The 26226-nt window shown below is 73.8% G+C and carries 22 protein-coding genes; 5 read left to right on the top strand and 17 right to left on the bottom strand.

The genetic code is table 11. The features are described from left to right. Nucleotides 1-289: 289 nt before the first annotated feature. Both A2CP1_RS04300 and ccsB read left to right on the top strand, forming a co-directional pair. Complete coding sequence (locus A2CP1_RS04300) at nt 290-1918, top strand: cytochrome c biogenesis ResB family protein (RefSeq protein WP_012632225.1); 1629 nt, start codon at nt 290-292, stop codon at nt 1916-1918. A gap of 10 nt (nt 1919-1928) precedes the next feature. After that, nucleotides 1929-2786 (top strand): c-type cytochrome biogenesis protein CcsB, encoded by an 858-nt coding sequence (gene ccsB / locus A2CP1_RS04295; RefSeq protein ID WP_012524924.1) that lies wholly within the window; start codon nt 1929-1931, stop codon nt 2784-2786. Between the two features lie 122 nt (nt 2787-2908). Here ccsB and A2CP1_RS04290 read toward each other — a convergent pair whose 3' ends face one another. Then, nucleotides 2909-4309 carry a sigma-54-dependent transcriptional regulator gene (locus tag A2CP1_RS04290; protein ID WP_012632224.1) on the bottom strand — a complete coding sequence of 467 codons (1401 nt, stop codon included), beginning with the start codon at nt 4307-4309 and terminating at the stop codon, nt 2909-2911. A 291-nt stretch (nt 4310-4600) separates the two neighbouring features. Between A2CP1_RS04290 and A2CP1_RS04285 the strand changes: the two genes are divergently transcribed. Continuing rightward, a complete protein-coding gene (locus tag A2CP1_RS04285) occupies nt 4601-5134 on the top strand; it encodes an O-acetyl-ADP-ribose deacetylase (RefSeq protein ID WP_012632223.1) in 534 nt (177 codons plus the stop codon). On the opposite strand, the gene A2CP1_RS04280 is transcribed toward A2CP1_RS04285, so the two are convergent. From A2CP1_RS04280 to A2CP1_RS04205, 16 genes are all read right to left on the bottom strand, one after another. Next, the gene (locus A2CP1_RS04280; protein WP_012632222.1) at nt 5101-8253 is read right to left on the bottom strand and encodes an FAD-binding and (Fe-S)-binding domain-containing protein; all 3153 of its coding nucleotides are present in this window, start codon (nt 8251-8253) and stop codon (nt 5101-5103) included. The genes A2CP1_RS04285 and A2CP1_RS04280 overlap by 34 nt on opposite strands. A gap of 11 nt (nt 8254-8264) precedes the next feature. Next, complete coding sequence (locus A2CP1_RS04275) at nt 8265-9362, bottom strand: enolase C-terminal domain-like protein (RefSeq protein ID WP_012632221.1); 1098 nt, start codon at nt 9360-9362, stop codon at nt 8265-8267. 1 nt (nt 9363) lies between these two features. Continuing rightward, entirely contained in the window at nt 9364-11145 is a 1782-nt protein-coding gene (locus tag A2CP1_RS04270) for a thiamine pyrophosphate-requiring protein (RefSeq protein ID WP_012632220.1), read from the bottom strand. Then, entirely contained in the window at nt 11142-11528 is a 387-nt protein-coding gene (locus A2CP1_RS04265) for a sensory rhodopsin transducer (protein WP_012632219.1), read from the bottom strand. The genes A2CP1_RS04270 and A2CP1_RS04265 overlap by 4 nt, the downstream gene beginning before the upstream one ends. Before the next feature lie 249 nt (nt 11529-11777). Then, complete coding sequence (locus tag A2CP1_RS04260) at nt 11778-12170, bottom strand: cytochrome C oxidase subunit IV family protein (RefSeq protein WP_012524917.1); 393 nt, start codon at nt 12168-12170, stop codon at nt 11778-11780. Nucleotides 12171-12184: 14 nt separating this feature from the next. Then, the gene (locus A2CP1_RS04255; protein ID WP_012524916.1) at nt 12185-12814 is read right to left on the bottom strand and encodes a cytochrome c oxidase subunit 3 family protein; all 630 of its coding nucleotides are present in this window, start codon (nt 12812-12814) and stop codon (nt 12185-12187) included. Beyond that, a complete protein-coding gene (locus A2CP1_RS04250) occupies nt 12804-14468 on the bottom strand; it encodes a cbb3-type cytochrome c oxidase subunit I (protein WP_012524915.1) in 1665 nt (554 codons plus the stop codon). The genes A2CP1_RS04255 and A2CP1_RS04250 overlap by 11 nt, the downstream gene beginning before the upstream one ends. Beyond that, the gene (gene coxB, locus A2CP1_RS04245; RefSeq protein WP_012524914.1) at nt 14446-15498 is read right to left on the bottom strand and encodes a cytochrome c oxidase subunit II; all 1053 of its coding nucleotides are present in this window, start codon (nt 15496-15498) and stop codon (nt 14446-14448) included. The genes A2CP1_RS04250 and coxB overlap by 23 nt, the downstream gene beginning before the upstream one ends. Continuing rightward, entirely contained in the window at nt 15495-16370 is an 876-nt protein-coding gene (locus A2CP1_RS04240; RefSeq protein ID WP_012632218.1) for an SCO family protein, read from the bottom strand. Before A2CP1_RS04240 ends, coxB begins: the two co-directional genes overlap by 4 nt. Continuing rightward, nucleotides 16367-16804 (bottom strand): hypothetical protein, encoded by a 438-nt coding sequence (locus A2CP1_RS04235; protein WP_012632217.1) that lies wholly within the window; start codon nt 16802-16804, stop codon nt 16367-16369. Before A2CP1_RS04235 ends, A2CP1_RS04240 begins: the two co-directional genes overlap by 4 nt. Then, nucleotides 16801-17985 carry a hypothetical protein gene (locus A2CP1_RS04230; RefSeq protein ID WP_012632216.1) on the bottom strand — a complete coding sequence of 395 codons (1185 nt, stop codon included), beginning with the start codon at nt 17983-17985 and terminating at the stop codon, nt 16801-16803. The genes A2CP1_RS04235 and A2CP1_RS04230 overlap by 4 nt, the downstream gene beginning before the upstream one ends. After that, entirely contained in the window at nt 17982-18554 is a 573-nt protein-coding gene (locus A2CP1_RS04225) for a c-type cytochrome (RefSeq protein WP_012632215.1), read from the bottom strand. The genes A2CP1_RS04230 and A2CP1_RS04225 overlap by 4 nt, the downstream gene beginning before the upstream one ends. Nucleotide 18555: 1 nt before the next feature. Then, a complete protein-coding gene (locus A2CP1_RS04220) occupies nt 18556-19083 on the bottom strand; it encodes a DUF3341 domain-containing protein (RefSeq protein ID WP_012632214.1) in 528 nt (175 codons plus the stop codon). After that, entirely contained in the window at nt 19080-20516 is a 1437-nt protein-coding gene (gene nrfD, locus A2CP1_RS04215) for an NrfD/PsrC family molybdoenzyme membrane anchor subunit (protein ID WP_012524908.1), read from the bottom strand. The genes A2CP1_RS04220 and nrfD overlap by 4 nt, the downstream gene beginning before the upstream one ends. Beyond that, on the bottom strand, nt 20513-23470 hold the full coding sequence (locus A2CP1_RS04210; protein WP_012632213.1) for a Fe-S-cluster-containing hydrogenase: 2958 nt from the start codon (nt 23468-23470) through the stop codon (nt 20513-20515). Before A2CP1_RS04210 ends, nrfD begins: the two co-directional genes overlap by 4 nt. Further along, on the bottom strand, nt 23458-24108 hold the full coding sequence (locus A2CP1_RS04205) for a cytochrome c3 family protein (protein ID WP_012524906.1): 651 nt from the start codon (nt 24106-24108) through the stop codon (nt 23458-23460). Before A2CP1_RS04205 ends, A2CP1_RS04210 begins: the two co-directional genes overlap by 13 nt. Nucleotides 24109-24390: 282 nt before the next feature. On the opposite strand from A2CP1_RS04205, the gene A2CP1_RS04200 reads away from it, so the two are divergent. Both A2CP1_RS04200 and A2CP1_RS04195 read left to right on the top strand, forming a co-directional pair. After that, on the top strand, nt 24391-25269 hold the full coding sequence (locus tag A2CP1_RS04200) for a sigma-70 family RNA polymerase sigma factor (RefSeq protein WP_012632212.1): 879 nt from the start codon (nt 24391-24393) through the stop codon (nt 25267-25269). A gap of 153 nt (nt 25270-25422) precedes the next feature. After that, nucleotides 25423-26190, top strand: coding sequence for a hypothetical protein (locus A2CP1_RS04195; RefSeq protein ID WP_012632211.1), 768 nt, complete (start codon nt 25423-25425; stop codon nt 26188-26190). The last annotated feature ends 36 nt before the right edge of the window (nt 26191-26226 follow it).

Here is a 26226-nt window from a genome sequence, read left to right as displayed (position 1 = left end):
GGGAGGCGGCCTCGCACCGTCCGTGCGGGTCGATCCGGCAGCCGGGCCGGCCGCCCGCCGCCCGCCGGGAAGAGCCACGAGCCCTCGCCGGTTCGGTCCTCGAGGGCGGGGCGACGGCCTCCCCCGCCCTCACGCACCGTTTGCGCCGATCCACGCCGAGGTCGCTTTTCCTGCGGTGCGTACCCGCCGGGACGGCCGGGTCTGCCCGCGATCCCGCGGTGTTGGCCGCTTCGGACGGGGCACGGCGATTGCTCAGGGTGCGCGTCGAACGGCCGCATCGGAGGTGCCAGTGACCGACAGCCCGACCCGCCCCACGCCCAGGCCCGCCGGCGCCGCCGAGGCGCCCGCCGTGATGGAAGCGCGCCTCACCGCGCTGCTCGTCACCGGCGCGCTGCTCGCCGGCGCGCTGCTCCAGGTCTGGGTCCCGCCGGGCGCGCTCACGCTGGTGGTGGCGAGCGGCATCGCGGGCGCGGTGGTGCTCGCGGTGGCCCTGCTCACGCCCGGGCGGCTGCGCGCCACCATCGCCGGCTTCCGCTTCACCTCCACGCTGCTGGTGGCGCTGGCGGTGTTCGCCATCGTCGGCACGCTGGTGCTGCAGGGCAAGCCGGCCGAGTTCTACCGGCTCCGCTACGGCGCGGCCGCGCCGGTGATCCTCGGCCTGCACCTCGACGACGTCTTCCACGGCCTGCCGTTCGCGGGGCTCATGGCGCTGTTCGGCGCGGCGGTGATCGCGTCCGCGGCGCAGCGCTGGCCGCTCCGCGCGCGCAACGCCGGCTTCTTCCTGTGCCACCTCGGCCTCGTCACCTCGCTGGGCGGTGCGGCCGCGTCGGCCGCGCTCTCCATCCGCGGCCGCATCGACCTGCACGCGGGCGGCGAGACGGCCACCCACGTGCGCGTCACCAAGGCGGGGATGGGCACCGGCGGCGCGGCGCCGCTCGGCTTCGACCTGCGCCTCGATCGGTTCGACCTCGTGAACTACGAGACCGAGTACCGCGTCGGCTACTACCGCCAGGAGCTGGTCCGGGACGAGCACGGCACGCACCGTCAGTGGAAGCTCGCCGCGAGCTTCGACCCGGACCTCGAGCGCCACCTCCTGCCCGGCGGCGACACGTTCCGCCTGAAGGAGATCTGGCCCGACTTCACGCTGCAGGACCAGGTGGCGCCGGTCGCGGCGGGCGGGCAGCCCGCGCTGCAGGCGACGCTGGAGGGGCAGACGCGCTGGCTGCTGCCGGGCGAGCGGCTCGCCACCCCCGACGGCCGCGCCGCGGTGGTGTTCGGCTGGGAGCGCCCCGCCGCCCCGCCGGGCGCGCTCACCGCGTTCCTCGTCTCCGGCGCGGAGCGGAAGGTGGTCGTCCACACCGCCGACGGCGAGTCGGAGGTCCCGCTCGCCGAGGGGCTCGCGCTCGCGGGGGGCGCGGTGAGGCTCGGCGCGCTCGTCCCGCAGGCGCAGCGGACGCAGGTGCCCGCCACGGCGTCGGCCGAGTGGAAGCGCCCGGTGGTCCGGCTCGAGGCGGTGCGCGACGGCACGGCGGCCGAGAAGGTGATGGCCGCGGACCGGCCCGAGGCGCTGTTCCTCGACGCCGATCACGCGCTGGTCTTCGAGCGCCGCGACGGCGAGGTGAAGGCGTTCCTCTCGACGGTCACCGCCACGCGCGGCGACGAGTCGCTGCGCACCGTGGTGGCGGTGAACGAGCCGGTCACGTTCGCGGGCTGGACGCTCTACCAGGTGAACTACAACCCGCAGGATCCCAGCTACTCCGGCCTGGAGGCGGTGCACGACCCCGGGGTGGCCTGGGTGTTCGCCGGGTTCGCGCTCATCAGCCTGGGCGTGGCGTACATGTTCTACGTCGAGCCGCGCCTGAAGGCGCGCCGCCGCGCCCAGCCCGGCGTCCCCACCTCCCCCGCGCAGGCCGCCTGAGGAGAACGCGATGCTCCAGTACATCCTCGCCGAGCACCCCTTCTTCGTGGCCACCGGCGCGCTGTACGCGGCCGCGGCCGGCTTCTACGCCGCCGCCTGGCGCTCCACCCGCGCGCTGGTCGGGCGCGCCGCGACCGCGCTGCTCTGCGCCGCGCTGGCGTTCAACGCCGGCCTGATCGTGGAGCGCTGGATCGAGGCGGGCCGCGCGCCGTTCAAGTCGCTGTTCGAGTCGCTGGTGTTCTTCGCGTTCACCACCGGCGTGGTGTACCTCGCGTTCGAGCGGCTCTACCGCACCCGCGTGTTCGGCGCGCTCGCGGCGCTCCTCACGCTGGCGCTGCTCGGCTACGCGCTCGGCAAGTGGGACGCCGAGATCGTGAAGCTGCCGCCGGCGCTCCAGTCCGCCTGGTTCGTGCCGCACGTGGTGGTCTACTTCGTGGGCTATGCGGCGGTGGCGCTCGCGGCGCTGCTCGCCGCGGTGCAGCTCCTCGCCCCGCGCGTGCCGCTCCTGCAGCGGCTCACCACCCTGCGCGCCGGGACCATCCTCACCGGCAAGGCGCTCGACCTCGAGCAGATGACCTACGAGCTCATCCGCTTCGGGTTCGTGCTGCTCACGGTCGGCCTGCTGGTCGGCTCGGTGTGGGCGAAGAGCGCCTGGGGCGACTTCTGGGTGTGGGATCCGAAGGAGAACTGGTCGCTCGTGACCTGGCTCGTCTACGGGGCCTACCTGCACCTGCGCAAGGTGCGCGGCTGGCGAGGCGACCGCGCCGCGTGGCTGGTGCTCCTCGGCTTCGCGGTGGTGATGTTCACGTACCTCGGGATGAGCATGCTGCCCACCGCCGAGGAGAGCGCGCACGTCTACACCGGGTAGCACCGATCTCCAGGGAGAGCGCGCGCCCCCGCGCGCTCGGGGCCGCCCGGCACACCACTGCCGGGCGGTCTTTTTTTCGGGCCCGCGGGCGGGAAGGGAGCGGGGCTCGGGCCGGCGGCGCGCTACTTGTGCGCCTCGGCGTAGGCGTCCTCGAGCTCGGGGGGCCGGCGTCCGGGGACGCCGCTCCGGTACTCCTTCAGGCGGTACTGGATCTTCCGCACCGAGACGCCCAGCACCTCCGCCGCGCGGGCGGTCGAGCCGCCGCACTGCTCGAGCGTGCGCAGGATCGCCTCGCGCTCGATCTCGAACAGCGTGGCGCCGGGGATGAGGGCGGAGGCGCCGCTCTCCTCCGGGCGGGCGCCGTGCAGCACCGGCGAGAGGTCCTCCGCGGTGATCTCGCGCCCGCGCGCCACCGACACCGCGTGCTCGACCACGCTCGCCAGCTCGCGCACGTTGCCCGGCCAGTCGTAGGCGAACAGCGCCGAGAGCGTCCCCGGGGTCACGCCGACGACCTCGCTCCCCTGCGTGCGGGCCGCCACATCGAGGAAGTGGTTCACCAGCGCGGGGATGTCGCCCTTGCGCTCGCGCAGCGGGGGCAGCGCCACCGCCACCACGTTGAGCCGGTAGTACAGGTCGTCGCGGAACCGGCCGGCGCGGACCTCCTCGGCGAGGTCGTGCTGCGCGCCCGCCACCACGCGCACGTCCACCCGCAGCGTCTCGCGGCCGCCCATCCGCTCCATCTCGCCCTGCTGGAGCACCCGGAGCAGCTTCACCTGGACCGGCGGCGGCAGGCTCCCCACCTCGTGCAGGTACAGGGTCCCGCCGTCGGCGAGCTCCAGCTTGCCGACGTGGCGCTCCTCGGAGTCGGCGAACGCCCCCGGCTCGTGGCCGAAGAGGTCGGACTCGAGCAGCGCCTCCGAGAGCGCCGCGCAGTTGACCCGCACGAACGGCCGGTCGCGCCGGGGCGAGGCCTCGTGCAGCGCCTGGGCGACGTGCTCCTTGCCGGTGCCAGACTCGCCCAGCACCAGGACCGTCGCCTTGGTGGGCGCCACGCGGCGCACCAGCTCGACCACACCCTGCATCTCCGGCGCGGTGCCCACCAGCGCGGCGCGCGCGCGGACGCGCTCGCGCAGCTCGGCGCGATCGCGGCGCAGCCCGCGCTTCTCGAGCGCCTTCTGGAGCACCACCAGCGCCTGGCCGGCGTCCACCGGGCGGACCAGGAAGCTCTCGGCCCCGGCGCGCAGCGCCTGGACCGCCGCCTCCAGCCGGTCGTGCGGCGCCGCGACCACCACCGCCGCGTCGGACCCGAGCTCGCGCAGGCGGCCGACCAGCTCGCCGGCCTCGCAGCCGGGGAGCGTCACGTCGGCCAGCACCGCGGCGGGCTGGAAGCTCGGGACGAGCCCGAGCGCGCGCTCCGCGCTGGCGGCCTCGACCGCGTCGAAGCCGCGCTCGCACAGGGCGGCCCTGAGGCCGGCCCCGTCGAGCGGGTTGCCATCGATGACGAGGATGCGGTCGCGCTTCATCTTGCCGGGGCGGGGGATAGCAACTCCCGTACCCGGGAATCAACCGCCTTTGCGTGCACGAATTGCGCGCCGCCCGCCCGCACGCTGCGTGCGCAGCGTCGCATCCGCCCGCACCTTCGCGGCCCGGCGGTGCTTTTCCGCGGGCAGGCCCGCGCCGGGCCAGGCGCGGGGGCCGGCCCGGGCCGGCGCGCATTCCGTGCGGCCGTGCTCCGGTGCGCACCTGCGGCCGCGCGGCGCAGGGTTCTCCCCCGCCCGCTTGCCGCGGGCGCGGCACGTGGCTACGACGGCAGCATGGAACGGACCTGGCTCGACGGCCGCATCGCGCTCGTGCAGGGGGACCTCACGCGCCTGCAGGTGGACGCCATCGTCAACGCGGCGAACGCCTCGCTGCTCGGGGGCGGCGGCGTGGACGGCGCCATCCACCGCGCCGCCGGCCCGGAGCTGCGCGAGGCGTGCCGGGCGCTGGGGGGCGCGCACACCGGCGAAGCGAAGATCACGCCCGGCTTCCGCCTCCCGGCGCGCCACGTGATCCACGCCGTCGGCCCGGTGTGGCAGGGCGGCGGCGCGGGCGAGGACGCCGCGCTCGCCTCCTGCTACCGCGCCTCGATGCGGCTCGCCGCGGAGCACGGGCTGCGCTCCATCGCCTTCCCGGCCATCTCCACCGGCGCGTACGGCTTCCCCATCAAGCGGGCCACGCCCATCGCGGTGGACGAGGTGCGGCGCGCGCTCGAGGCGGGCGGCCCGGTCCGCCGGGCGGTGTTCTGCTGCTTCTCGCCGGAGGACGCCGCCGCCTACGAGCGCGTCCTCGCGGTCCTGCCCGCGTAGGCGAGCGCGGCGAGCGCGGCCGCGCCGGCGCCGAGCAGCGCCGCCTCGCGCAGGACGTCGCGGGCCGCCCTCCGCGGCCGCCGGCCGCGCGCCCACGCCTCCGCGTCGAGCGCGGCGGCGCCGGGCTCCGCGGCGAGCCGCAGCGCCTCGGCCAGGTGGAGCCCGCGGCGGCCGGTGCCCTGCTCGATCTGCGTCCGGCAGGAGAACCCATCGGCGAGCACCAGGTCCTGCGCCGGGGCGCGCCGCACCGCCGGCAGGACCCCGCGCTCGCCCACCGCCATCGACACGCGGTACCGGTCGCCCGCCTCGAAGCCGAACGAGCCCGCCATCCCGCAGCAGCCCGCGTCGAGCACCTCGGCGTCGAGCCCCATGCGCGCGAGCACCCGCCGCGCGGCCCCCTCGCCCATCACCGCGTGGTGGTGGCAGTGCACCTGCACGAGCGCGCGGCGGTCGAGCCGCGGCACCGGGAACGCGTCGCCCGCCTCGTCCACCAGCTCGGAGAGGAGCCGCGTCCGGCCGGCGAGCGCGTCGGCGCGCCGGTCCCCGTGGAGCAGGTTGGGCAGCTCGTCGCGGAACACCGCCGCGCAGCTCGGCTCGAGCACCACCACCGGCGTCCCGGCCTCGGCGGCGGGCGCCAGCGCGTCCAGATCCTGCCGGAGCAGCCGCCGCGCCAGGTCGAGCATGCCGTGGTCGTAGAGCGGGCGGCCGCAGCAGAGGCGCCGGCGCGGGAGGCGCACCTGCCAGCCGGCGGCCTCCAGGACCTCCACCGCCGCGATGCCGATCTCCGGGTGGAAGAAGTCGGTGAACGTGTCCGGGAACAGCACCACCGAGCGCCCGCGCCCGGCGGCCGCGCCCGGCGCCGCCGCCCGCCGGCGGGCGAACCAGCGCCGGAACGTCACCGGCGCGAACGCGGGCAGCGCGCGCTCCGGGGCGATCCCGCCCGCGCGCCGCGCCAGCGCGGAGAGCCCCGGCGCGCGCGCGAGCGCGTTCGCCACGCCCGGCGCGAGCGAGGCCGCCCGGGCCCACCAGGCCACCAGGCCCATGGCGTAGGCCGCGCGCGGCCGCAGCCGGCCGCGGTAGTGGTGCGACAGGAACTCGGCCTTGTAGGTGGCCATGTCCACGTTCATCGGGCAGTCGCTCTTGCACCCCTTGCAGGCGAGGCACAGGTGCAGCGCGTCGGCGACCTCGGGCGAGCGCCAGCCGCCGCGGAGCGGATCGCCCAGCATCAGCTCGTGCAGCAGGTGCGCCCGGCCGCGGGTGGAGTGCTTCTCCTCGCGCGTCACCCGGTAGCTCGGGCACATCACGCCGCCCTCGTCCCGCCGGCACTCGCCCACCCCGACGCAGCGCGCCGCCACCCGGCCGAAGCTGCCCTGGTCCTCCGGGTAGGCGAACGCGGTGCGGGGCCGGAGCTCCACGTACCCGGCCCCGAGCCGCAGGTTCTCGTCGAGCCGGTACGCGTCGATCTTCTTGCCCGGGTTCATCCGCCAGCCGGGATCCCAGAGCCGCTTGAAGTCGCGGAACGCGTCCACCAGGCGCGGCCCGAACATCTTCACCAGCAGCTCGCCGCGCGACTGGCCGTCGCCGTGCTCGCCCGAGAGCGAGCCGCCCAGCGAGACCACCAGGTCGGCGGCGGCCTCCACGAAGGCGCGGTAGCGCGCGATGCCCGACGCGGTGGTGAGGTCGAAGTCGATGCGGGTGTGGACGCAGCCCTGGCCGAAGTGGCCGTACAGCGCGCCGTGGTAGCCGAACCCGTGCAGCAGGCCGTCCAGCGCCCGCAGGTACTCCCCGAGCCGCTCCGGCGCCACGGCCGAGTCCTCCCACCCCTCCCACGCGTCCGGCCTCCCCGGCACGCGCGCGGTGGCGCCCAGCCCGGACTCCCTCACCTTCCAGACGATGGCCTCCTCCGCCGGGTCGTCGTAGAGCTTCATCGCGGGGGCGCGCGGGCCGCCGCCGAGCGCGTCCATGCAGCGCCGCGCGCGCGCCTCGGCCTCGGCGCGGTCGGCCCCGCCGAACTCCACCAGCAGCCACCCGCGGCCGTCCGGGAGCAGCCGCAGCCGCTCCGGGTGGAGACGCTTGCGGCGCATGTCCTCCACCAGCCGCTCGTCGATCCCCTCCAGGCCGATGGGCCCGAGCGCCGCCACCTCGGGGACGCGGTCGGCGGCGGCGAACACGTCGGGGAAGCCGAGCACGAGCAGCGCGCGCGCGGGCGGGCTGTTCACCAGCCGGACCTCCGCCTGCAGGATGGTGACGAGCGTGCCCTCGCTGCCGGTGAGCGCGCGCGCCAGGTGGAAGCCGCGCTCGGGCAGCAGCTCGTCGAGGTTGTAGCCGGACACGCGCCGGGGGATGCGCGGGAAGCGCGCCCGCACCTCGTCCCCGACCCGGTCGCGCAGCGCCGCGAGGCCGGCGTAGAGCGCCCCCTTCCGGCCGCCGGCCCGCACCACCGCCGCGCGCTCCGCGTCGGAGGTCTCGCCCACCCAGGTGCGCAGGCCGTCGGAGGTGAGCACCTCGAGCCGGCGCACGTTGTCGGCGGTCCGGCCCGCCATCATGGAGTGCACGCCGCAGGAGTCGTTCCCGATCATCCCGCCCAGCGTGCAGTGATCGTGCGTGGACGGATCGGGGCCGAACGTGAGGTGGTGGCGCTCCGCCGCGGCGCGGAGCACGTCGAGCACGCACCCCGGCTCGACGCGCGCCAGGCGATTCCCCGGGTCGACCTCCAGCACGCGCGACACGTACTTCGAGAAGTCCATCACCACCGCCACGTTGCAGCACTGGCCCGCCAGGCTGGTCCCGCCGCCGCGCGAGAGCACCGGGGCCCCGTGCGCGCGGCAGGTGGCCACCGTGGCGACGACGTCGTCCACGCTGCGCGGCACCACCACGCCGATGGGCACCTGCCGGTAGTTGGACCCGTCGGTCGCGTACAGCGCGCGCGCGCCGTCGTCGAAGCGCACCTCGCCCTCGACCGCCCGCGCGAGATCGCTCGCCAGCGCCCGCGCCGCCTCCGCCGGGAACGGCCCGCCGCGCCGGTACGGCTCGCGCTCGGCGCGCAGGCGCGCGGCCGGATCCGCCGACCGGCCCAGCCCAGGGATGAGATACCGCCCGCCCGCCTCCGGCTGCTCCATCGCCCCTCCCCTCAGGCCACCGCCCAGCGCTCCGCGTCGCGCGCGCGGAGCTCGAGGCCGAGGCCGGGGCGCGAGAGGTCCGGCGCGAGCGCGCCACCGGACGGGCGCGGCGCGCCCTCGAGCAGCAGCGCCTCGATGCGCTCGTGATCGTGGAACCACTCCGCATGGGCGGCCCGCTCCACCGCGCACATCAGGGTCGCGTGGAGCGAGGGCGCGCAGTGCGACGACAGCGGGACACCGAACGCCGCCGCCACCGCCGCCGCGGCCAGGAAGCCGGTCACCCCGCCGCAGCGGGTCGCGTCCGCCTGCAGCACGTCCACGGCGCCCGCCTCGAGCATGCGGCGGAAGTAGGCCGGGTCGTGCCCGTACTCGCCCGCGGCCACGTCCATCCCGGCGGGCGCGCGCTCGCGGACGAGGCGCAGGCCGGCCAGGTCGTCGGACGGCACCGGCTCCTCGAGCCAGGTGACGCCCTCGTCGGCGAACGCCGCGGCGAGCGCCAGCGCCTGCTTGCGCCCGTAGGCGCCGTTCGCGTCCACGAACAGCCCCGCCGCGCCGATCGCCTCCCGCGCCGCGCGCACGCGCTCCCGGTCGGCGCGCGGGTCGCGCCCGACCTTCATCTTCACCGCCGGGAAGCCCGCCGCCGCCCAGCCGCCGAGCTGCTCGCGCAGGCGCTCCGGCGCGTACGAGCAGAAGCCGCCGCTCCCGTAGGCCGGGACGGCCGGCCGCGCACGGCCCAGCAGCGCGAGGAGCGGCACCCCCAGCAGCCGCGCGTGGAGGTCCCAGAGCGCCGCGTCCACCGCCGAGAGCGCCATGCCGCCGACGCCGGCCGGCCCGGCGTTGCGCAGCGCCCGGCGCATGGCGCGGCTCGCGGCGGGCGCGTCGAGCGCGTCCACCCCCCGCACCGCCTCGGAGAGCAGGCCGTTCACCACCGCGGCGGCGGACGCGTCCGCGTAGGTGTAGCCGAGCCCGCGCGCGCCGCCGCCCTCCACCTCGGCCACCACCAGCGTGGTCGCGTCCCAGGCCAGCGTGCCGTCCGACTCGGGCGCGTCGGTGGGCACGCGGTACGCGGCCGCGTGCACCCGCTCCACGGTGGCCTCGCCGCGCGCCACGTCAGCCCTTCCGGTGGGGCAGCACGCCCTCCAGCGCGTCGCGCCACGAGCGCACGACCATGGCGCCGCGCTCCGGGTCGCCCTTCAGGATCGCCTCGAGGTAGCCCTTCGCCTGCTCCAGCGTGATGTGCGGCGGCAGCGGCGGCACGTTGGGATCCGTCCGCGCCTGCACCAGGCACGGGCGGTCGGCGGCGAACGCCCGGTCCCAGGCCGGCCCGATCTCCTCCGGCCGCTCGACCTTCACCGCCGCGAGGCCGAGCGAGGCAGCGAAGCCCGCGTAGTCCACCGGCGGCAGCGTCTGCGACGCCTCGAGCTTCGGGTCGCCCTCCATCACCCGCTGCTCCCAGGTCACCTGGTTGAGGTCGCCGTTGTCGAGCACCAAGACCACCAGGCGCGGGTCGGACCACTCGCGCCAGTAGCGGGCGATGGTGGCCAGCTCGGCGAGCCCGTTCATCTGCATGGCGCCGTCGCCCGCCAGCGCCACCGCCACGCGGTCCGGGTAGGCGAACTTGGCGGCGATCGCGTACGGGACGGCCGGTCCCATGGTCGCGAGGTTGCCGGAGAGCGACGCCAGCATCCCCTCGCGCACGCGCACGTCGCGCGCGTACCAGTTCGCGGACGAGCCGGAGTCGGCCGAGAGGATGGCGCGATCGGGCAGGCGCCGGGACAGCTCCCAGAAGACGCGCTGCGGGTTCACCGGCGTGGCCGGGTTCATGGCGCGCGCCTCCAGCACCTTCCACCAGCGGCGCACGTCGGACTCGATCTTCTCGCGCCAGGACCCGTGCTCCTTGCGCCGCAGCAGCGGCCGCAGCGCCTGGAGCGTCTCGGCGGCGTCGCCCACCAGGTTCACCTCCATGGGATAGCGGATGGAGAGCATCCGGCCGTCGAGGTCGACCTGGACGCCGCGCGCCTGCCCCTCCTTCGGCAGGAACTCGGGGTACGGGAACGAGGAGCCCACCATCAGCAGCGTGTCGCAGCCGCTCATCAGGTTCCAGGAGGGCTTGGTGCCGAGCAGGCCGATGGCGCCGGTCACCCAGGGCAGGTCGTCGGGCAGCACCGCCTTGCCGAGCAGCGCCTTCGCGACGCCGGCGCCGAGCACGTCGGCCACCTCGGCGACCTCGCGCGCCGCGCCGAGCGCGCCGGCGCCCACCAGCATCGCCACGCGCCGCCCCGCGTTCAGCACCTCCGCCGCGCGGCGCAGGTCGCGGGCGGCCGGGACCACCCGCGGCGCCTCCCAGCCCACCCCGCTGTGGACGGTGGCGTGGGCGTGCGGGGGCGACGTGTACTCGAGGCCCTGCACGTCGTTCGGCACCACGATCGCGGTCACGGTCCGCTCCGCCCGCGCGATGCGCACGGCCCGGTCGACCAGGTGACGGGCCTGCGACGGCACCATCAGCGTCTGCACGTACTCGTGCGCCACGTCCTTGAACAGCGAGGGCAGGTCCACCTCCTGCTGGTAGGAGCCGCCCATGGCGGCGCGCGCGGTCTGGCCCACGATCGCGACCACCGGCTGGTGGTCCATGCGCGCGTCGTACAGGCCGTTCAGGAGGTGGATGGCGCCGGGGCCCGAGGTGGCCAGGCACACGCCCACCTCGCCGGTGAACTTCGCGTGCGCGCAGGCCATGAACGCCGCCATCTCCTCGTGGCGGACCTGGGTGAAGCGCAGCGCGTCCACGGTCCGGAACGCGCCCAGGATCCCGTTGATCCCGTCGCCCGGATAGCCGAACACCCGGCGGACGCCCCACTCCACCAGCCGGCGCAGCAGGAACTCGCCGACGTTCATGCCCCCTCCTCCGCCGCCGCCCACGCGAGCGTCGTCATGAGCGCGCTCTCCGCGCGGCGGGCGTCGAGCCGGGTGTGCTGCACCACCACCGGCACGTCGGACCGGATCACCGTCGCGTAGTCGGTGCCGCGCGGGATGGGCTCCGGGTCGCGCAGGTCGTCGAGCCGCAGGTGCAGCGTGCGGCGGGCGCCCACGGTGAGCCGGTACGGTCCGGCCGGCTCGCGGTCGGCGAAGAACACGCGGAGCTCGAGGTGCGCGTCCTCGTCGCCGGCGTTCAGCACGCAGGCGGCCTCGTGGCTCTCCAGCGCGCGGTCCTCCGGCCGCCCACGGGGCGGCAGGTAGCCCTCCGGGATGGCCCAGGTGCGGTGACCGATGGCTCGCAAGGTGCGGCTCCCGCGCCCCGTCGCGCGGCCCCGCGGCCGGCGCGCCGCGGGGCGCCGCATCAGAGATGCGAACGCGCGGGCCGGATCGCGAGCGGCGCGGGGCGGAGCGCCCGGGATGCGGACCGGGGGCGCGGCGGACGCCGGGCGCGGGCCGGGCGCGCCGGCGGCCGGGCGGGCCCCGGGACGGAAGCTCCCCGGCGGCGCGGGGCCACCGGGGAGCGGGAGGGTCGGGCGGGCCGGCGGCCCGGGCTACGGCAGCTTCGGCGGATCGCGATCCGCGCCGCCCCAGGGCAGCGCGCCGGCGCTGCCGGGCGGGTTCGCGAGCGGGAAGCGGGTGGCGTTGTCGAGGATGGTGAGCCCGATGAGCAGCGCCACGAACGCGAGCGAGGTGACGAAGACGAGGCGGTTCGCGCCCCGCTGATCCCACAGGTGCATGAAGAACAGCGCCACCAGCGCGCCCTTGGCGATGGCGATGAGCAGCGCCACCGCCACGTGCCAGCCGCCGGGCAGGTGGACGCGCGAGGCGGCGTAGGTGACGACGGTGAGCACGAGCAGGGCGATCCACACCACCACGTAGCGCATGCCGTGCGCGTGGTGGGTCGCCTGGTGCTCCTCGTGCGCGATCGGTCGGGTGTCGGCCATGGAGATGTCGCTCCCTACACGAGGTAGATGAGGGGGAAGACGAAGATCCAGATGAGGTCGACGAGGTGCCAGTACAGGCCGGCCAGCTCGACCGGCGTGTGGTACGCCGCCGTGTACTTCCCGCGCGCCGCCTTCACGCCCACCACCGCCAGGATCGTCATGCCGACGATCACGTGGACGCCGTGCAGGCCGGTGATGAGGAAGTAGAGCGCGAAGAACAGCGACGCGCCCGGCGCCTGCAGCTCCTGGAACGAGTAGTAGCGGCCCGGGAGCTGCCCCTCGTGGAAGTGGTGGCTGTACTCGACCGCCTTGAGCGCGAGGAACGCGACGGCGAAGGCGACCGACACGGCGAACCACAGCCCGGTCTTCTTGCCGTTCCCCTTCACCGCCTCGTTCAGCCCGAGCGCGACCGTGAACGAGCTGGTCACCAGGATGATGGTGTTGACCAGGCCGAGCCAGGTCTCGATGGCGCGGCTCGCCTCGGCGAACGCGTCCGAGTACAGGTACCGGTACACCGCGTAGGCCGCGAACAGCGCGGTGAACAGCAGCACCTCGGAGGCGAGGAACAGCCACATGCCGAGCCGCTCGGCGTGCGACTGCTTCTCGATGTTCTCGAAATGGTGTGCGAGCGGGCTAGCTTGCATGCTTCGGCTCGGGGGCGACCGGGGGAGGGTTGGCGTAGGAGTCCTCGTCGTACTCGTGCGGTCCGCGCGTGTAGACCGGGGTCTCCTCGAAGTTCTCGGGGAGCGGCGGCGAGGCCGTGTCCCACTCGTATCCGCGCGAGTGCCACGGGTTCGAGCCGGCGATCGGGCCCCACTTCAGCGCCACCAGCAGGTAGACGAGGATGATGACGAGGCCCATCGCCAGCACCGAGGCGCCGGCGGTGGAGGCGACGTTGAGCGCCCAGAACCGCTCCGGGTAGGAGAAGTACCGGCGCGGCATGCCCTCGTTCCCGAGCAGGAACTGCGGGATGAAGGTGAAGTTGAAGCCCAGGATCACCATCACCGCGCCCACCAGCCCCCAGCCCTCCGGGTACATGCGGCCGGTGATCTTCGGGAACCAGTAGTGGAGCGCGGCGAGGAACGCCATCACGGTCGCGCCCACCATGATGAAGTGGAAGTGCGCCACCACGAAGTACGTGTCGTGCCAGTGGACGTCGAGCGACACGGTGGCGACCGCCACGCCGGTCATCCCGCCGAACACCAGGAAGAACAGGAAGCCGACGAAGTAGGCGAACGGCGTCTTGAACGCGATCGAGCCCTGGTACAGCGTGGCGGTCCAGTTGAAGACCTTGATGGCCGTGAAGATGCCCACGAACATCGAGAGGATCCCGAACACGCCGGCGTCGAAGGCCGACTGGCCCGAGACGAACAGGTGGTGGCCCCAGGTGAAGAAGCCGACGAAGGCGATGCCGAGCGAGGAGTAGGCGACCGCCTTGTAGCCGAAGATGTTCTTGCGCGAGAACGCGCAGACCACCTCGGAGATCACCGCCATCGCGGGCAGCACCATGATGTAGACGGCGGGGTGCGAGTAGAACCAGAAGAAGTGCTGGAACAGCACCGGGTCGCCGCCGCGCGCCGGATCGAAGATGCCCCAGCCGAACGCGTGCTCCACCGCGACGAGCAGCAGCGTCATGCCCAGCACCGGCGTGGCGAGGATCTGGATGATGCTGGTCGCGTAGATCGACCACACGAACAGCGGCACCCGGTTCCAGCCGATCCCGGGGGCGCGCATGGTGTGCGTGGTGACGATGAAGTTCAGGCCGGTGAGGATCGACGAGAACCCCAGGACGAACGCGCCGAGCAGGATCGGCACCACCTTGGTGGCGGTGGTGGTCGAGTACGGCGTGTAGAACGTCCAGCCGGTGTCCGCGCCGCCGTGGATCATCCCGTACAGCGCGATCGCGGCGCCCAGCAGGTAGAGGTAGAAGCTGAGGAGGTTCAGCTTCGGGAACGCCACGTCCTTGGCCCCGAGCATGAGCGGCACCAGGAAGTTGCCGAAGCCGCTCGGGATGGCGGGGATCATGAACAGGAAGATCATGACCACGCCGTGGAGCGTGAACATCCGGTTGTACGTCATCGCGTCCATGATCGTCGGACCGGGCGTGAGCAGCTCGATCCGGATGAGCATGGCGAACAGGCCGCCGACGGCGAAGAACACCGTGGCCGCGACCAGGAACATCACCCCGATCCGCTTGTGGTCCTGGGTCAGCATCCAGGACTTCAGGCCGGTCGCGGGCGAGTTGAGGTAGTTCCGCGGGTTGTACACGGGAACGTCACTTGCGTGGGATGGACTCATAGACCGGGCCCTCCGACGGACCGCTCTGGACCGCCGGGGTCTTCAAGGACTTGATGAACTCGACGATGGCCGCCGCCTCGGGCGGTGCGAGCTTGCCCTGGTAGGTCGGCATCACGTTCTGGTAGCCCGCCACGATGTCCGCGGCGGGATCCATCATCGACTTGGTGAGATACCCCTCGTCGGCCTGCACGCTCTTCCCGCTCTGGAGCTTCTCGTTCCGCTCGTAGAGGTCCACCCAGGTCGGCCCGATGTGCCGCGTGCCGTCCACCGAGTGGCACTTCAGGCAGCCCTGCTCGCTGGCCAGCCGCCGCCCCTCCTCGATGACGTTGGAGGCCGGGCGCACCGGCTCGCCGGGGACGGGCGTGCCGTCCTGCGACCCCGCCACCCCGCGCCCCTGCGTGGCGAGCCACTGATCGAACTCCTCCGCCGGCATCACCACCAGCTCGCCGATCATCCCGGAGTGCGCGAGGCCGCAGTACTCGGCGCAGAAGATCTCGTAGCGGCCCGGCCGGTCGGCGTTGAACCACGTCTGCGTGTAGCGGCCCGGGAGCGCGTCCTGCTTCACCCGGAGCGCCGGCACGTAGAACGAGTGGATCACGTCGCGCGAGGTGATGAGCAGCCGCACCGGCCGGCCGGCGGGGACGCGCAGCACGTCCACCGAGTTCGGGCCGCCCGGGTACGCGAACTTCCACATCCACTTCTTGCCCTGGACGTAGACGTCCATCGCGTCCTTGGGCGGCGTCTGCAGCTTCGCGAACTGCGGGAAGCCGATCGCGAACCACACCAGGAAGAACGCCAGCGGCAGCCCCACGAAGATGACCTCGTGGATGGCCTTCGGCTCGACGCGCGGGGTGACGTCGGTGTCCGCCCGGCGCCGGTACCGCACGAAGAAGTAGATCGCGGTGGCGAACACGCCCGCCGCCGCGAGCATGGTGGTGATGATGACGAAGTAGTGGAGCCCGTCCACCTGGCGCGCGTAGTCGCTCGCCTGGTCCGGGAGGAACAGCATTCTTCGCAGGAGGTCGTTCATGCCGTCTGCCTCGCCTTGGCCCGCCGCTCGCGCCAGACCAGCGCGGCGATCAGGCCGGTGAGGGCCACCAGCACCACGGCCGCGCCGGCGCGCACGATGCCGAACGCGTACGGCTCGTACTTCCGCGAGGCGGGGTCGTACCGGTAGCAGGTGAGGAGGAGTCGATCGAAGCTGGTGCCGACCTTGCCGCTGGCGGCCTCGACGACCGACAGCCGGAAGTCCTTGGGCGGGTAGTCGATGCCGTACAGGTAGCGAGAGACCTTCCCGTCGGGCGTGATGACGAAGATCGCCGCCTGGTGGGCCCACTCGCCGGAGGCCGGGTCCTTCTTGTAGTAGAAGCCGACCGCGTCGGAGATCTGGCGCGACGCCTCCGCCGTGCCGACCAGGAACGGCCAGTCGGTCCCCGCGTCGGAGCGGCCCATCGACTGCAGGTAGCCGCGGCGCCGCTCGGCGGCGAGCGCCGGCCCCTCCTCCGGATCGAAGGAGATGGTGACCGCCTGGTAGTCCCGGCCCAGCTCGAGCCCGTTCTCGCGCATGGCCTTGCCCATGCCCGAGAGGATGAGCCCGCACAGCATGGGGCAGTCGTAGTAGACGAGCGCGACCACCACCGGCTTCTTGCCGTCGAACGCCTGGCGCAGCGAGAAGGGCTGGCCCTTCCAGTCGGTGAAGGACACGTCGAGCGGGACCGCCGCGCCGAGCTTCTCCTCGACGCGGACGTCCTCGAGGGCGACCGGCGGCACGTCCGGCGACGGGCCCGCGCCCCCCTCGCGCTGGCGCCAGAACTGGGCGGCCGCCGGCGCAGGCGCGGCGAGCGCCGCGGCGGCCGCGAGCGCCAGGCCGGCCCCGGCGCGCCGGAGCATCGCGCGCGTCACGGCTGGCCTCCCGGGCCCGGCCCGAGGTCGGGCGCCTGCGACGGCACCGGCTCCACCGGCGGCGCGGGCATGGGGCGGATCCCCTGGACCACCAGGTCCATGGCGCGGTCGATGGGCAGGTGCACCACGCCGGCGCCCCGGTCCACCCAGCCGTACGACGCGAGCCGCTCGCGGCGCGCGGCGCGATCGCGCTCGCCGCGCACGGAGAGCTCGAACAGCTGCTGCTCCACCATGCCGATCTTGTTCTGGCCGATCTCCGCCGGGATGGGCGGCGCCTCGCGCGAGGCGCGGACGTCCCGCAGGTAGGCGATGGCGGCGTAGGAGCCGATGAAGAAGAGCACCAGCGCGGCCACGCCGACCGCGATGATCTTGCCGGTGTCGATCCGGTCCTCCTCGGACCGGACCCCGTGGGCGTGTTCGACGTGGTCGCTCATTGCGGCAGGTACCTCAGCGAGTCCTCGAGGTAGGGATCGCGGACCGGGACCGCCACCGTGCCGCGCATGCGGGCCAGCGCGAACGCCACGGTGACGCCGCCCACGCCCACGAAGGCGGAGAGGTCCCACAGCGACGGCCGCGGGCCGCCCGGGTCGAGGTGGGGCATCAGCAGCCAGTAGAGGTCGATCCAGTGGACGAACAGGATCCAGACCGCGACCTTCGCCAGCCGGCCCGGGTTGCGGGTGATGGCGCGGTTCATCAGCAGGAAGAACGGCACCAGGAAGTGGAACAGCGCGAGGAAGACGCCCACCGCCTTCCACCCGCCCTCGATGCGGAGGATGTACCAGGGCACCTCCTCCGGCACGTTCGCGATCCAGATCAGCATGAACTGCGAGAACGCGACGTAGGCCCAGAACGCGGTGAACGCGAGCAGGAACTTGCCGAGCGAGTGGAAGTGCTCGGTGTTCATGTGCGCGCCGAACTGGTTCGGATCGAGCCGCGTGGCGTTGGCGGCGATGATGACCACCGCGAACGCGCCGACGAAGCTGCCGGCGAACCAGTACACGCCGAAGATGGTCGAGAAGAAGCGCGGGTCGAGCGACATCATCCAGTCGAACGCCGCGAACGTGAGCGTGAGCGCCACGAACGGCAGCGAGCCCGCCCCGAGCGCGCGCTGGCGCCGGGTCAGGTCGTGCCCGCCGACCTCGTCCTGGCGGAGCGACCAGGCCCGGAGCAGGTGCGCGACCCCGATCCAGCAGGCGAAGTAGATCGCGGCCCGGATCACGAAGAACGGCACGTTGAGGTAGGGCTTCTTGTGCTCGACCGCGTGGAGGACCTCGCCCTGCAGGCCGTGCGGGTCCACCCACGGGAACAGGTGGCCGCGGCCGAGCAGGATGGGGATGAACAGCACCACGAACAGCGGGATCACCGCCGGGAGGTGCTCGAGGAAGCGGCGCAGGACCACCGGCCAGCGCGCGTTCGACGCGTGCAGCGCGCCGAGCAGGATGAGCGCGCCGAGCGCCAGGCCCAGCCAGTAGACGAACGCGACGAGGTAGGCGTAGAGCGCGCGGCGCGGATCGCCGACCGCCGCGCCGAGCGCGGTGACGGCGAGGCCCGCGGCGCCGGCGGCGGCGGCGATCGTCATGAGGCGCCGGCCGCCCAGGTACGGGGTGAGGGTCATCGCCCCTCCTTCTGGAGCTGCTCGCGGGCGTCGGGGGGCACCTGGTCGAGCGATGCGTTCTGGCTGAGCTGGAGGGCGCGCACGTACGCCACGATCGCCCAGCGGTCCTGCACCGGGATCTCGGCGGCGTACGAGGGCATGAGCCCGAAGCCCTCGGTGATCACCTGGTAGATGTAGCCGTCCGGGCGATCGCGGTAGAGGTGCAGCGAGGGCGGCCGGCGCAGCGACATGTTCATCGCGACCTGGCTCTCGCCGTCGCCGAGCACGCCGTGGCACACCGCGCAGCTCACGTCGAACCGCTGGCGCCCGCGCGCGAGCAGCTTCGCGTCCACCGGCACCGGCATGAGCTGCACCGGGCGGCCGTCGGGACCGCGGCCGGTCGCGACCGCCGGGTCGAGCCGGGGGCCGTACGGCACCGTGCCGGCGGGCGGGTGCCGCATGGCGAGGCCGTTCGCGTAGTACTCGCTGGACTGGTAGGCCTTGTACTTCTGCTGGCGCTGCATCGGGTCGAGCCGCGGGCAGGCGGTCAGCGCGAGGAGCGGCAGGAAGAGGGCGAGGCGGCGGGTCATCTCACTTCCCCTCCGGGACGACCGAGACCAGGCGCGCGCCGAGCCGGCGCAGCTCCGCCGCGACCGCGTCGGCGTCGCCGGCCTCCACCTCGGCCGAGAGCCACAGGCCGTCGATGCTGGCGGAGCGGAACGCCTCCACCTCGAACACCGGGTGGTGGACGCGCGGGAAGCCGAAGTAGACGGCGAGCAGGCCGACGAAGATGCTCAGCGCGGAGAACAGCACGCCGAGCTCGAACGTGACCGGGATGAACGCCGGCGCGCTGTGCGGCGGCCGGTTGCCCACGTTGAGCGGCCAGTCGTAGCCGACCGTGTACCACTGCAGCAGGTACCCGGAGACGGCGCCGGTGATCCCGGCCACCAGCGCCACGAGCGGCACGGTGGACCTGCGAAGGCCCAGCGCCTCCTCGGCGCCGTGCAGCGGGTACGGTGAGTGGAGGTCGAGGGTGGCCCCGCCGCGCGCGCGCAGCGTGCGCGCCGCGTCGAGGAGCGCGGCCTCCGCGCCGAACTCTCCCAGGACGTACGTCTTCATGCCCGCTCCGCGTGCGCGCCCTGCGCCACGGCCTGCCCGCCCTGCGCGGCGTGGTGATCCTGGTGCTCCAGCTCGCGGCGGAGCTCCTTCACCTCGGAGATGGGGATGGCCGGCAGGAAGCGCAGGAACAGGAGGAACAGGACGGAGAAGGTGGAGATCGACCCGAACAGCAGGCCCCAGTCGACCCACGTCGGCGTGTAGTTCGCCCAGGAGCCGGGGACGAAGTCGCGGGTGAGCGTCACCGCGATGATGACGAAGCGCTCCGCCCACATGCCGAAGTTCACCAGCACGGAGACGAGGAACAGCACCATCACGTTCCGCCGCAGCGCCGGCACCCAGAACACCTGGGGCGCCACCACGTTGCAGAAGATCTGCATCGCGTACACCAGCTTGTAGTCGCCGACGACGCGGTTGTAGAAGGCGAACCACTCGGCGTCGTTGCCCGAGTACCACGCGATGAACCACTCCATCACGTAGCCGTAGGTGACCATCAGGCCGGTCGCGAGGATCACCTTCGCCATGTTGTCGAGGTGGCGCGCGGTGACGACGTGCTCGAACTTGAACACCTTCCGCGCCGGGATCATCAGCGTCATCACCATCGCGAAGCCGCTGAAGATGGCGCCGGCCACGAAGTACGGCGGGAAGATGGTGGTGTGCCAGCCCGGCAGCTGCGAGATGGCGAAGTCGAACGACACGATGGTGTGCACCGACACCACCAGCGGCGTGGACAGGCCGGCCATGAGCAGGTAGCCGATGCGCCAGTGCTGCCAGTGCCGCGCCGAGCCCCGCCAGCCGAAGGACATGATCCCGTAGACGACGCGCTGCGCCCGGGTCTTCGCCGCGTCGCGCAGGGTGGCGAGGTCGGGGATGAGCCCGAGGTACCAGAACAGGAAGGAGACGGTCGCGTAGGTCGAGATCGCGAACACGTCCCAGGGGAGCGCGCTCTTGAAGTTCGGCCAGATCTGGGTGGTGGCGGGGTACGGGATGAGCCACCAGAACAGCCAGGGGCGCCCGAGGTGGATGACCGGGTACGCGCCGGCCATCGCCACCGCGAACAGCGTCATCGCCTCCGCGAAGCGGTTGATGGAGGTGCGCCACTTCTGCTGGAACAGCAGCAGGATCGCGCTGATCAGCGTGCCGGCGTGGCCGATGCCGATCCACCAGACGAAGTTGGTGATGTCGTAGGCCCAGGCGACCGGGATGTTGTTGCCCCACACCCCGATGCCGACGAACAGGGTCATGTAGAGCGACAGGAGCCAGAAGGCCATCCCGCCGCCGAACAGGACGAGCATCACCAGCCAGCCCTTCTTCGTGGGCCCCAGCACCGGCTCGAGCAGGCTCTCGGTCAGCGCCCGGTCGTCGGGGCGGCCGACCAGCACGGGCGAGGTCTCGAGCGGATCGACGCGCTCGATCGTCTTGGTCGCGGTGGTCATGCGAGGTCGGGGTTCGGGTTGCGGAGCTTGACGAGGTAGGCGGTGCGCGGCCGGGTGCCGAGCTCGTGCAGCAGGTCGTAGCGGCGGGCGTCCGCGTGCCGCTTCGACACGGCCGAGCCGGGGTCGTTCAGGTTGCCGAAGACGATCGCCTCGGTGGGGCAGGCCTGCTGGCAGGCGGAGACCACCTCGTCGCCGCCGATCTTCCGGCCGCTCGAGCGCGCGTCGATGCGCGCGTGCTCGATGCGCTGCGTGCAGTAGGTGCACTTCTCCATCACGCCGCGCGCGCGGACCGTGACGTCGGGGTTGTGCACCATCTTCTCGGTCGGCTCGAGCGTCCCGTGCCAGTCGAGCCAGTTGAAGCGGCGCACCTTGTACGGGCAGTTGTTGGAGCAGTACCGGGTCCCGACGCACCGGTTGTAGACCATCTCGTTCAGGCCCTCCTCCGAGTGCACGGTGGCGTTCACCGGGCACACGTACTCGCAGGGCGCCGCCTCGCAGTGCACGCACGCGAGCGGCTGGGAGACGGAGGCGGGATCCTCGACCGGGCCCTCGAAGTAGCGGTCCACCCGCAGCCAGTGCATCTCGCGGCTGCGGAGCACCTGCTCCTTGCCGACCACCGGGATGTTGTTCTCGGCCTGGCAGGCGACCGTGCACGCGCCGCAGCCGATGCAGCGCGAGAGGTCGATGGCCATGCCCCAGCGGTACTCGTTCTTCGAGTAGTCCACCGGCTCGTGGATGGTGGCCTGCGGGCCGCGGTGCTCGTCCAGCTCGTGCTTCGCGTGGGCGAGCTCCGGCGCGTCGAGCGCGAGCGCGATGGCCCGGCCCTGCATCGAGAAGTGCTCCTGCGTCGTCGCGAGCGGGTGCCGCTTCCCGGTCTTGCGGACCTCCACGCCGGCGCCGAACCAGGGCGCGTCGGAGGTGCGGAGCGCGTAGGCGTCGTGGCCCACGCCCTTCCCCACCGGCCCGGACAGCGCCTGCCCGTAGCCGAGCGTGAGCAGCACCGAGCCGTCGGCGTGGCCCGGGACCACCAGAGCCGGCGCGGTGAGCGTGCGGCCCCGCCACGACAGCTCGACGAGGTCACCCGACTCGACGCCGAGCTGCTTCGCGGTCGCGGCCGAGAGCTGCGCCGCGTTGTCCCAGGTCAGCTTGGTGATCGGGTGCGGGTACTCCTGCAGCCAGGCGTTCTCGAGGAAGCGCCCGTCGAGCACCTTGTAGTCGGCGGCGAAGCCGAGCTCGAGCGAGGCGCCCGGCGCGGCCACCGCGCGCACCGCCTCCGCGACCCGGGCCAGGTCCGCCTGCGCGGGCTCGGGCGGCACCGCGCTGCCCGCGACCACGCCCGCGGCGAGCCAGCCGTCCCAGCGGCCGTCGAACCCGGCCTCGCCGGCGCGGCGCCGCCAGCCCTCGCGCACGATGCGCCAGGTGCCGTGGTCCCCCTCGTCGAGGAACGCCGCGAGCAGCTCGAGCTCGCTCAGCGACTCGTGCAGCGGCGCGATGAGCGGCTGCTGGATGGAGGCGGTGCCGTCCGCGGCGCGCAGGTCGCCCCAGGCCTCCAGCGGGTGGGTGGCCGCGATCTTCCAGGTCGCGAGCCGGACCGTGTCGTCCTCGCGGAGCGCGAGCGCGATCGTGTCCTTCGCCTTCGGGAGCAGCTTGCGGAGCGGCACGTCGGCCGGCGCGGTGTGCGCCGGGTTCCAGGCCGTCACCACCAGCGCGTCCACCTTGCCCGCCTCGAGCTCGCCGGCGAGCGCGCGGAGCCGGTCCGGCCCGGCGGCCGGATCGAGCAGCGCGGTGGGGCGGTACGCGACCGTCTTGCCGGCGTTGCCGAGCGCGCCGTTCAGCGCCGCCGCGAGCGCGTGCACCGCCGCGGGCTGCCGGTCGCCGGCGAGCACCGCCGAGCGGCCCCGCGCCCGGGCCAGGTCGGCCGCGACCGCCGCGGCCGCCTTCGCGCGCTCGCCCCCGGCCGGCGCGCCGAGCGGCGCGAGCTGGGCGAGGCCGTGCTTCGCGGCGAGCTCCGCGGCGACCGCGCGCCCGAACCCGAGCACGTCGGCGGAGCGCATCCGGAAGCGGTGGTCGGCGGCGCCGCCGGTCACGGTGTAGGCCGACTCGGCCACGTAGAGCCGGTTCATCCGCTCGGCGGTGCGCCGCGCGCCGAACTCGCGCGCCAGGCGCAGGCTGTCGCCCTCGAGCGCGAGGAAGTCCGACTCGAGCGAGAGGATCACGTCCGCGTCGGCGAGGGAGGCCGCGGCGTCGAGCGGCTTGCCGAACGCGATCGCCGCGCCGGCGCGCCCCGCGTCGGCGCCCACCGGCGCCCACGCGTCGAAGCGGGCGCGCGGGAAGCGCTCCAGGATCCGCCGGCGGAGGTCGGCGACCGCCGGCGAGCTGGTCGGCTCGACCAGGAAGCGCAGCCGCGCCCCGCCGTCCTGCGCGTGCGACCGGGCCAGCGCCGAGACCTCGCGCAGCAGCGTGGCGAACCCGAGCGGGCGGCCGGCGCGGGTGAAGCCCTTCAGCCGGCGCGGGTCGTAGAGGTCGAGGATCGACGCCTGCAGCATGGCGTCGCTCCCGCCGCGGCTCGACGGGTGCTCGCGGTTGCCCTCGATCTTGGTGGGCCGGCCCTCGTGGCTGGTGACCACCACGCCCACCGCGTACCCGCCGCGCGACGCGACGGTGGCGTAGGCGCTCGGGAGGCTCGGGGTCACGCCGGCCGGCGGCCGTACGTACGAGACCACGTTCTCGCGCGGCGGCTTGCAGGCCTCCAGGCCCGCCAGCGCCACCGAGGCGCCGAGCACCTGGAGGAACCCGCGGCGCGTGAAGCCCTCCGGGACCGCGGCGGCGTCGTCCGGGAACTCGCCCGGCGGCACCTCCCTGGCCTCGGCGGCCTCCTCGACGCTGCGCCAGCGGCGCGCGTCGAGACCCGCACCCTGCTTCTGTCCGTAGATGGGAAGCCCTAGCGATGGCATGTGTAGCAGCTCGTGCGCGGTTTGACGTCGTACTTCTTCGCGATCTCCCTCCCGATCGCGGCGGGGTCACCGTCCGGCTTCCAGGCCATGTTGGTGACCTCCTCCGGCGGGCGGAGGCGGGGATACGGGTTGCGGTGGCAGTCGAGGCACCAGCCCATCGTCAGCGGCTGCACCTGCTCGATGGCGGCCATCTGGTCCACGCGGCCGTGGCACTCGACGCAGCCGACGCCCTTGTTCACGTGGATGGAGTGGTTGAAGTAGACGAAGTCCGGCAGCTTGTGGACGCGCATCCAGCGGATGGGCTCGTTCGCGAACCAGCTCGCGCGGACCACGTCGAGCAGCGGGCTCTTGTTCCAGACCTGCGCGTGGCAGTTCAGGCAGAGCTCGGTGGAGGGGATGCCCGCGCTCGCCGCGCGGTCCACCGTGCTGTGGCAGTACCGGCAGTCGATCAGGTCGTCCTGGACGTGGTGCCGGTGGTCGAACTGGACCGGCTGCGCCACCTGTTCCTGCTGGCCGGTGCCGTACGGCACGCGCCAGTACACCATGAACGCGGCGACCGTCCCGCCGGCGCCGGCGATCAGGAGGACGAGGACGAGGCGGAAGAGAGCGTTGGATCTCGGCGTGAACAGTGCGCTCATCGAGTGGGTCGCGCACCCCGAGGCAGACGTGTCCTGCTGCACCACGTTCCGGGGCCCGCGCCGGGGCGTAAACTGTTCGGCGCCACCCACTGGCGGAAGGTCTCTGAAGGGGCGAGTCGCTTGCCTGCCCCCTAAACCCGCTCCGCCCTCGGTGCCCGGCGCCCCCGCCGGTCGAGCACGCCGGGTGCGCATCACGCTCAGTGAATGGAGGCCGGACCGGACCCGCGACGACCGCGCGCTTGTGAGGGGATCGCGGGTGGACTAGGAAGGACGGGAGACACCATGGAAACCAGCGACGCCACCCTGATCGACCGCGCCCGGACCGGCGACCGCCGTGCGCTCGACGAGCTGCTCACGCGCCACCAGCGGCGCGTCTACCGCTTCGGCCTGAAGATGTGCCGGGATCCGGAGGACGCGAAGGACATCCTCCAGGAGACGCTGCTCGCGGCCGCACGCACGGTGAAGGACTTCCGCGGCGCGTCGTCGGTCTCGACGTGGATGTACACGATCGCCCGGAGCTTCTGCATCAAGAAGCGCCGCCGCTCGAAGTTCGCGCCGGCCGAGGAGACCTCCCTCGACCAGCGCGAGCCGGGGGCCGAGGCGCGGCAGGTCGCGGACCCCGGGCGCACGCCGGACGAGTCGCTCGCCGGGCGCCAGATCGAGCAGGCCCTGGAGACCGCCATCGGGCGCCTCGACCCCATGTACCGCGAGGTGCTGGTGCTGCGGGACGTCGAGGGGCTCTCCGCCCCCGAGGTCGCCGAGGTGATGGGCCTGAGCGTGGAGGCGGTGAAGAGCCGGCTCCACCGGGCCCGCGTGGCCGTGCGCGAGGCGCTGGTGCCGCTCCTCGGGATCCCGGAGGCCCCGGCCGCGGCCGCGCCTGAGGCCGCGCCCGCGGCGCGACCGGCCGCGCCGTCCGGTCCCGACGTCACCTGCCCGGACATCGTCCAGCTCTTCTCCCGCCACCTCGAGGGCGAGATCAGCGCGAACGTGTGCGCCGACATGGAGAAGCACCTGGCAGGCTGCCCGGCGTGCCAGTCGCGCTGCGACTCCCTCCAGCGCACCCTGGCGCTCTGCAAGGCCGCGCCGATGCCCGAGGTGCCGGCGAAGGTGCAGGCGTCCGTGCGCCAGGCGATCAAGAAGTTCGTCGAGCTGCACTCCTGAAGCACGCGCCGCCCCGGCGGCGCGCTCCGCTCGCCGACCGGGAGGCGCCCGGCTCAGGTTGCCCTCCCCCGACCGCCCCTTCCGGTTTGCGCCTCGGCGGGGCCAGGCCCCAGCTTTGGGGTACGCGGCGCTCCGAGCGCCCGAGGGGGATGTATGAGGCTCGACAGGGGATCGGCGATCGTCGTCGCGGTGCTGGCGTCCGGCGCGGCCGGCGCGCAGGCGCCGCAGCAGCAGCCGCCGCCGTACTACCCGCCGCCGCCGCCGCAGCAGACCTACCCACCGTCCCAGCCGGCCTACCCACCGCCGCAGCAGGCGAGCCCGCCACCGGCGCAGGCGCAGCCCGCCCCGCCGCCGGCGGCGAGCGGGACCGGGGTGGCGCCCTCGTCGTCGGCGCCGTCGTCGGCGCCGTCGTCCGCGCCATCCTCGGCGAGCTCTGGCGCGGCCCCGTCGTCGTCTTCTTCCGCGACCTCGGGCAACAACACGCCCGGCGGGGCGGCGTCGCAGCAGGTGGTCGTGAACCCGCCGCAGGGGACCGGCTCCGGCGACCAGCCGCCCAGCACCACCGTGGTGAACCCGCCGCCCGCGTACGGCAGCCCGGTGGTGGTGGACCGGTACACCCGCGAGCGCCGGAATCCGCTCGCCACCATCGTCACCGACGCCGCGTACGGCGGCGTGGGCGGACTCCTGGTCGGCACCGGCGTGGCGCTCGTGAACGACTGGGACCACTGGGAGCGGGACCTGTCGATGGGGGCCGGGATCGGCATCATCGTCGGCGCCGCGTTCGGCGCGGTCCACGCCACCCTGGACGCGCGCGAGGACAGCGAGGTGCGCCGCCCGGTGGCGTTCGACGGGCTTGGGAGCCCGGCGCGCGATCCGGTGATCAGGACGGCGCCCACGGTCGCGTTCTCCGGCCGGTTCTGACGGCGCGCGGCGCGCCGGCGCCGCGGCCCCGGCGCA

It is taken from the genome of Anaeromyxobacter dehalogenans 2CP-1 (genome assembly GCF_000022145.1).
Lineage (GTDB): Bacteria > Myxococcota > Myxococcia > Myxococcales > Anaeromyxobacteraceae > Anaeromyxobacter > Anaeromyxobacter dehalogenans.
The sequence above is the reverse complement of the archived record's forward strand: the minus strand, read 5'-3'. Positions and strand labels throughout refer to the sequence as shown.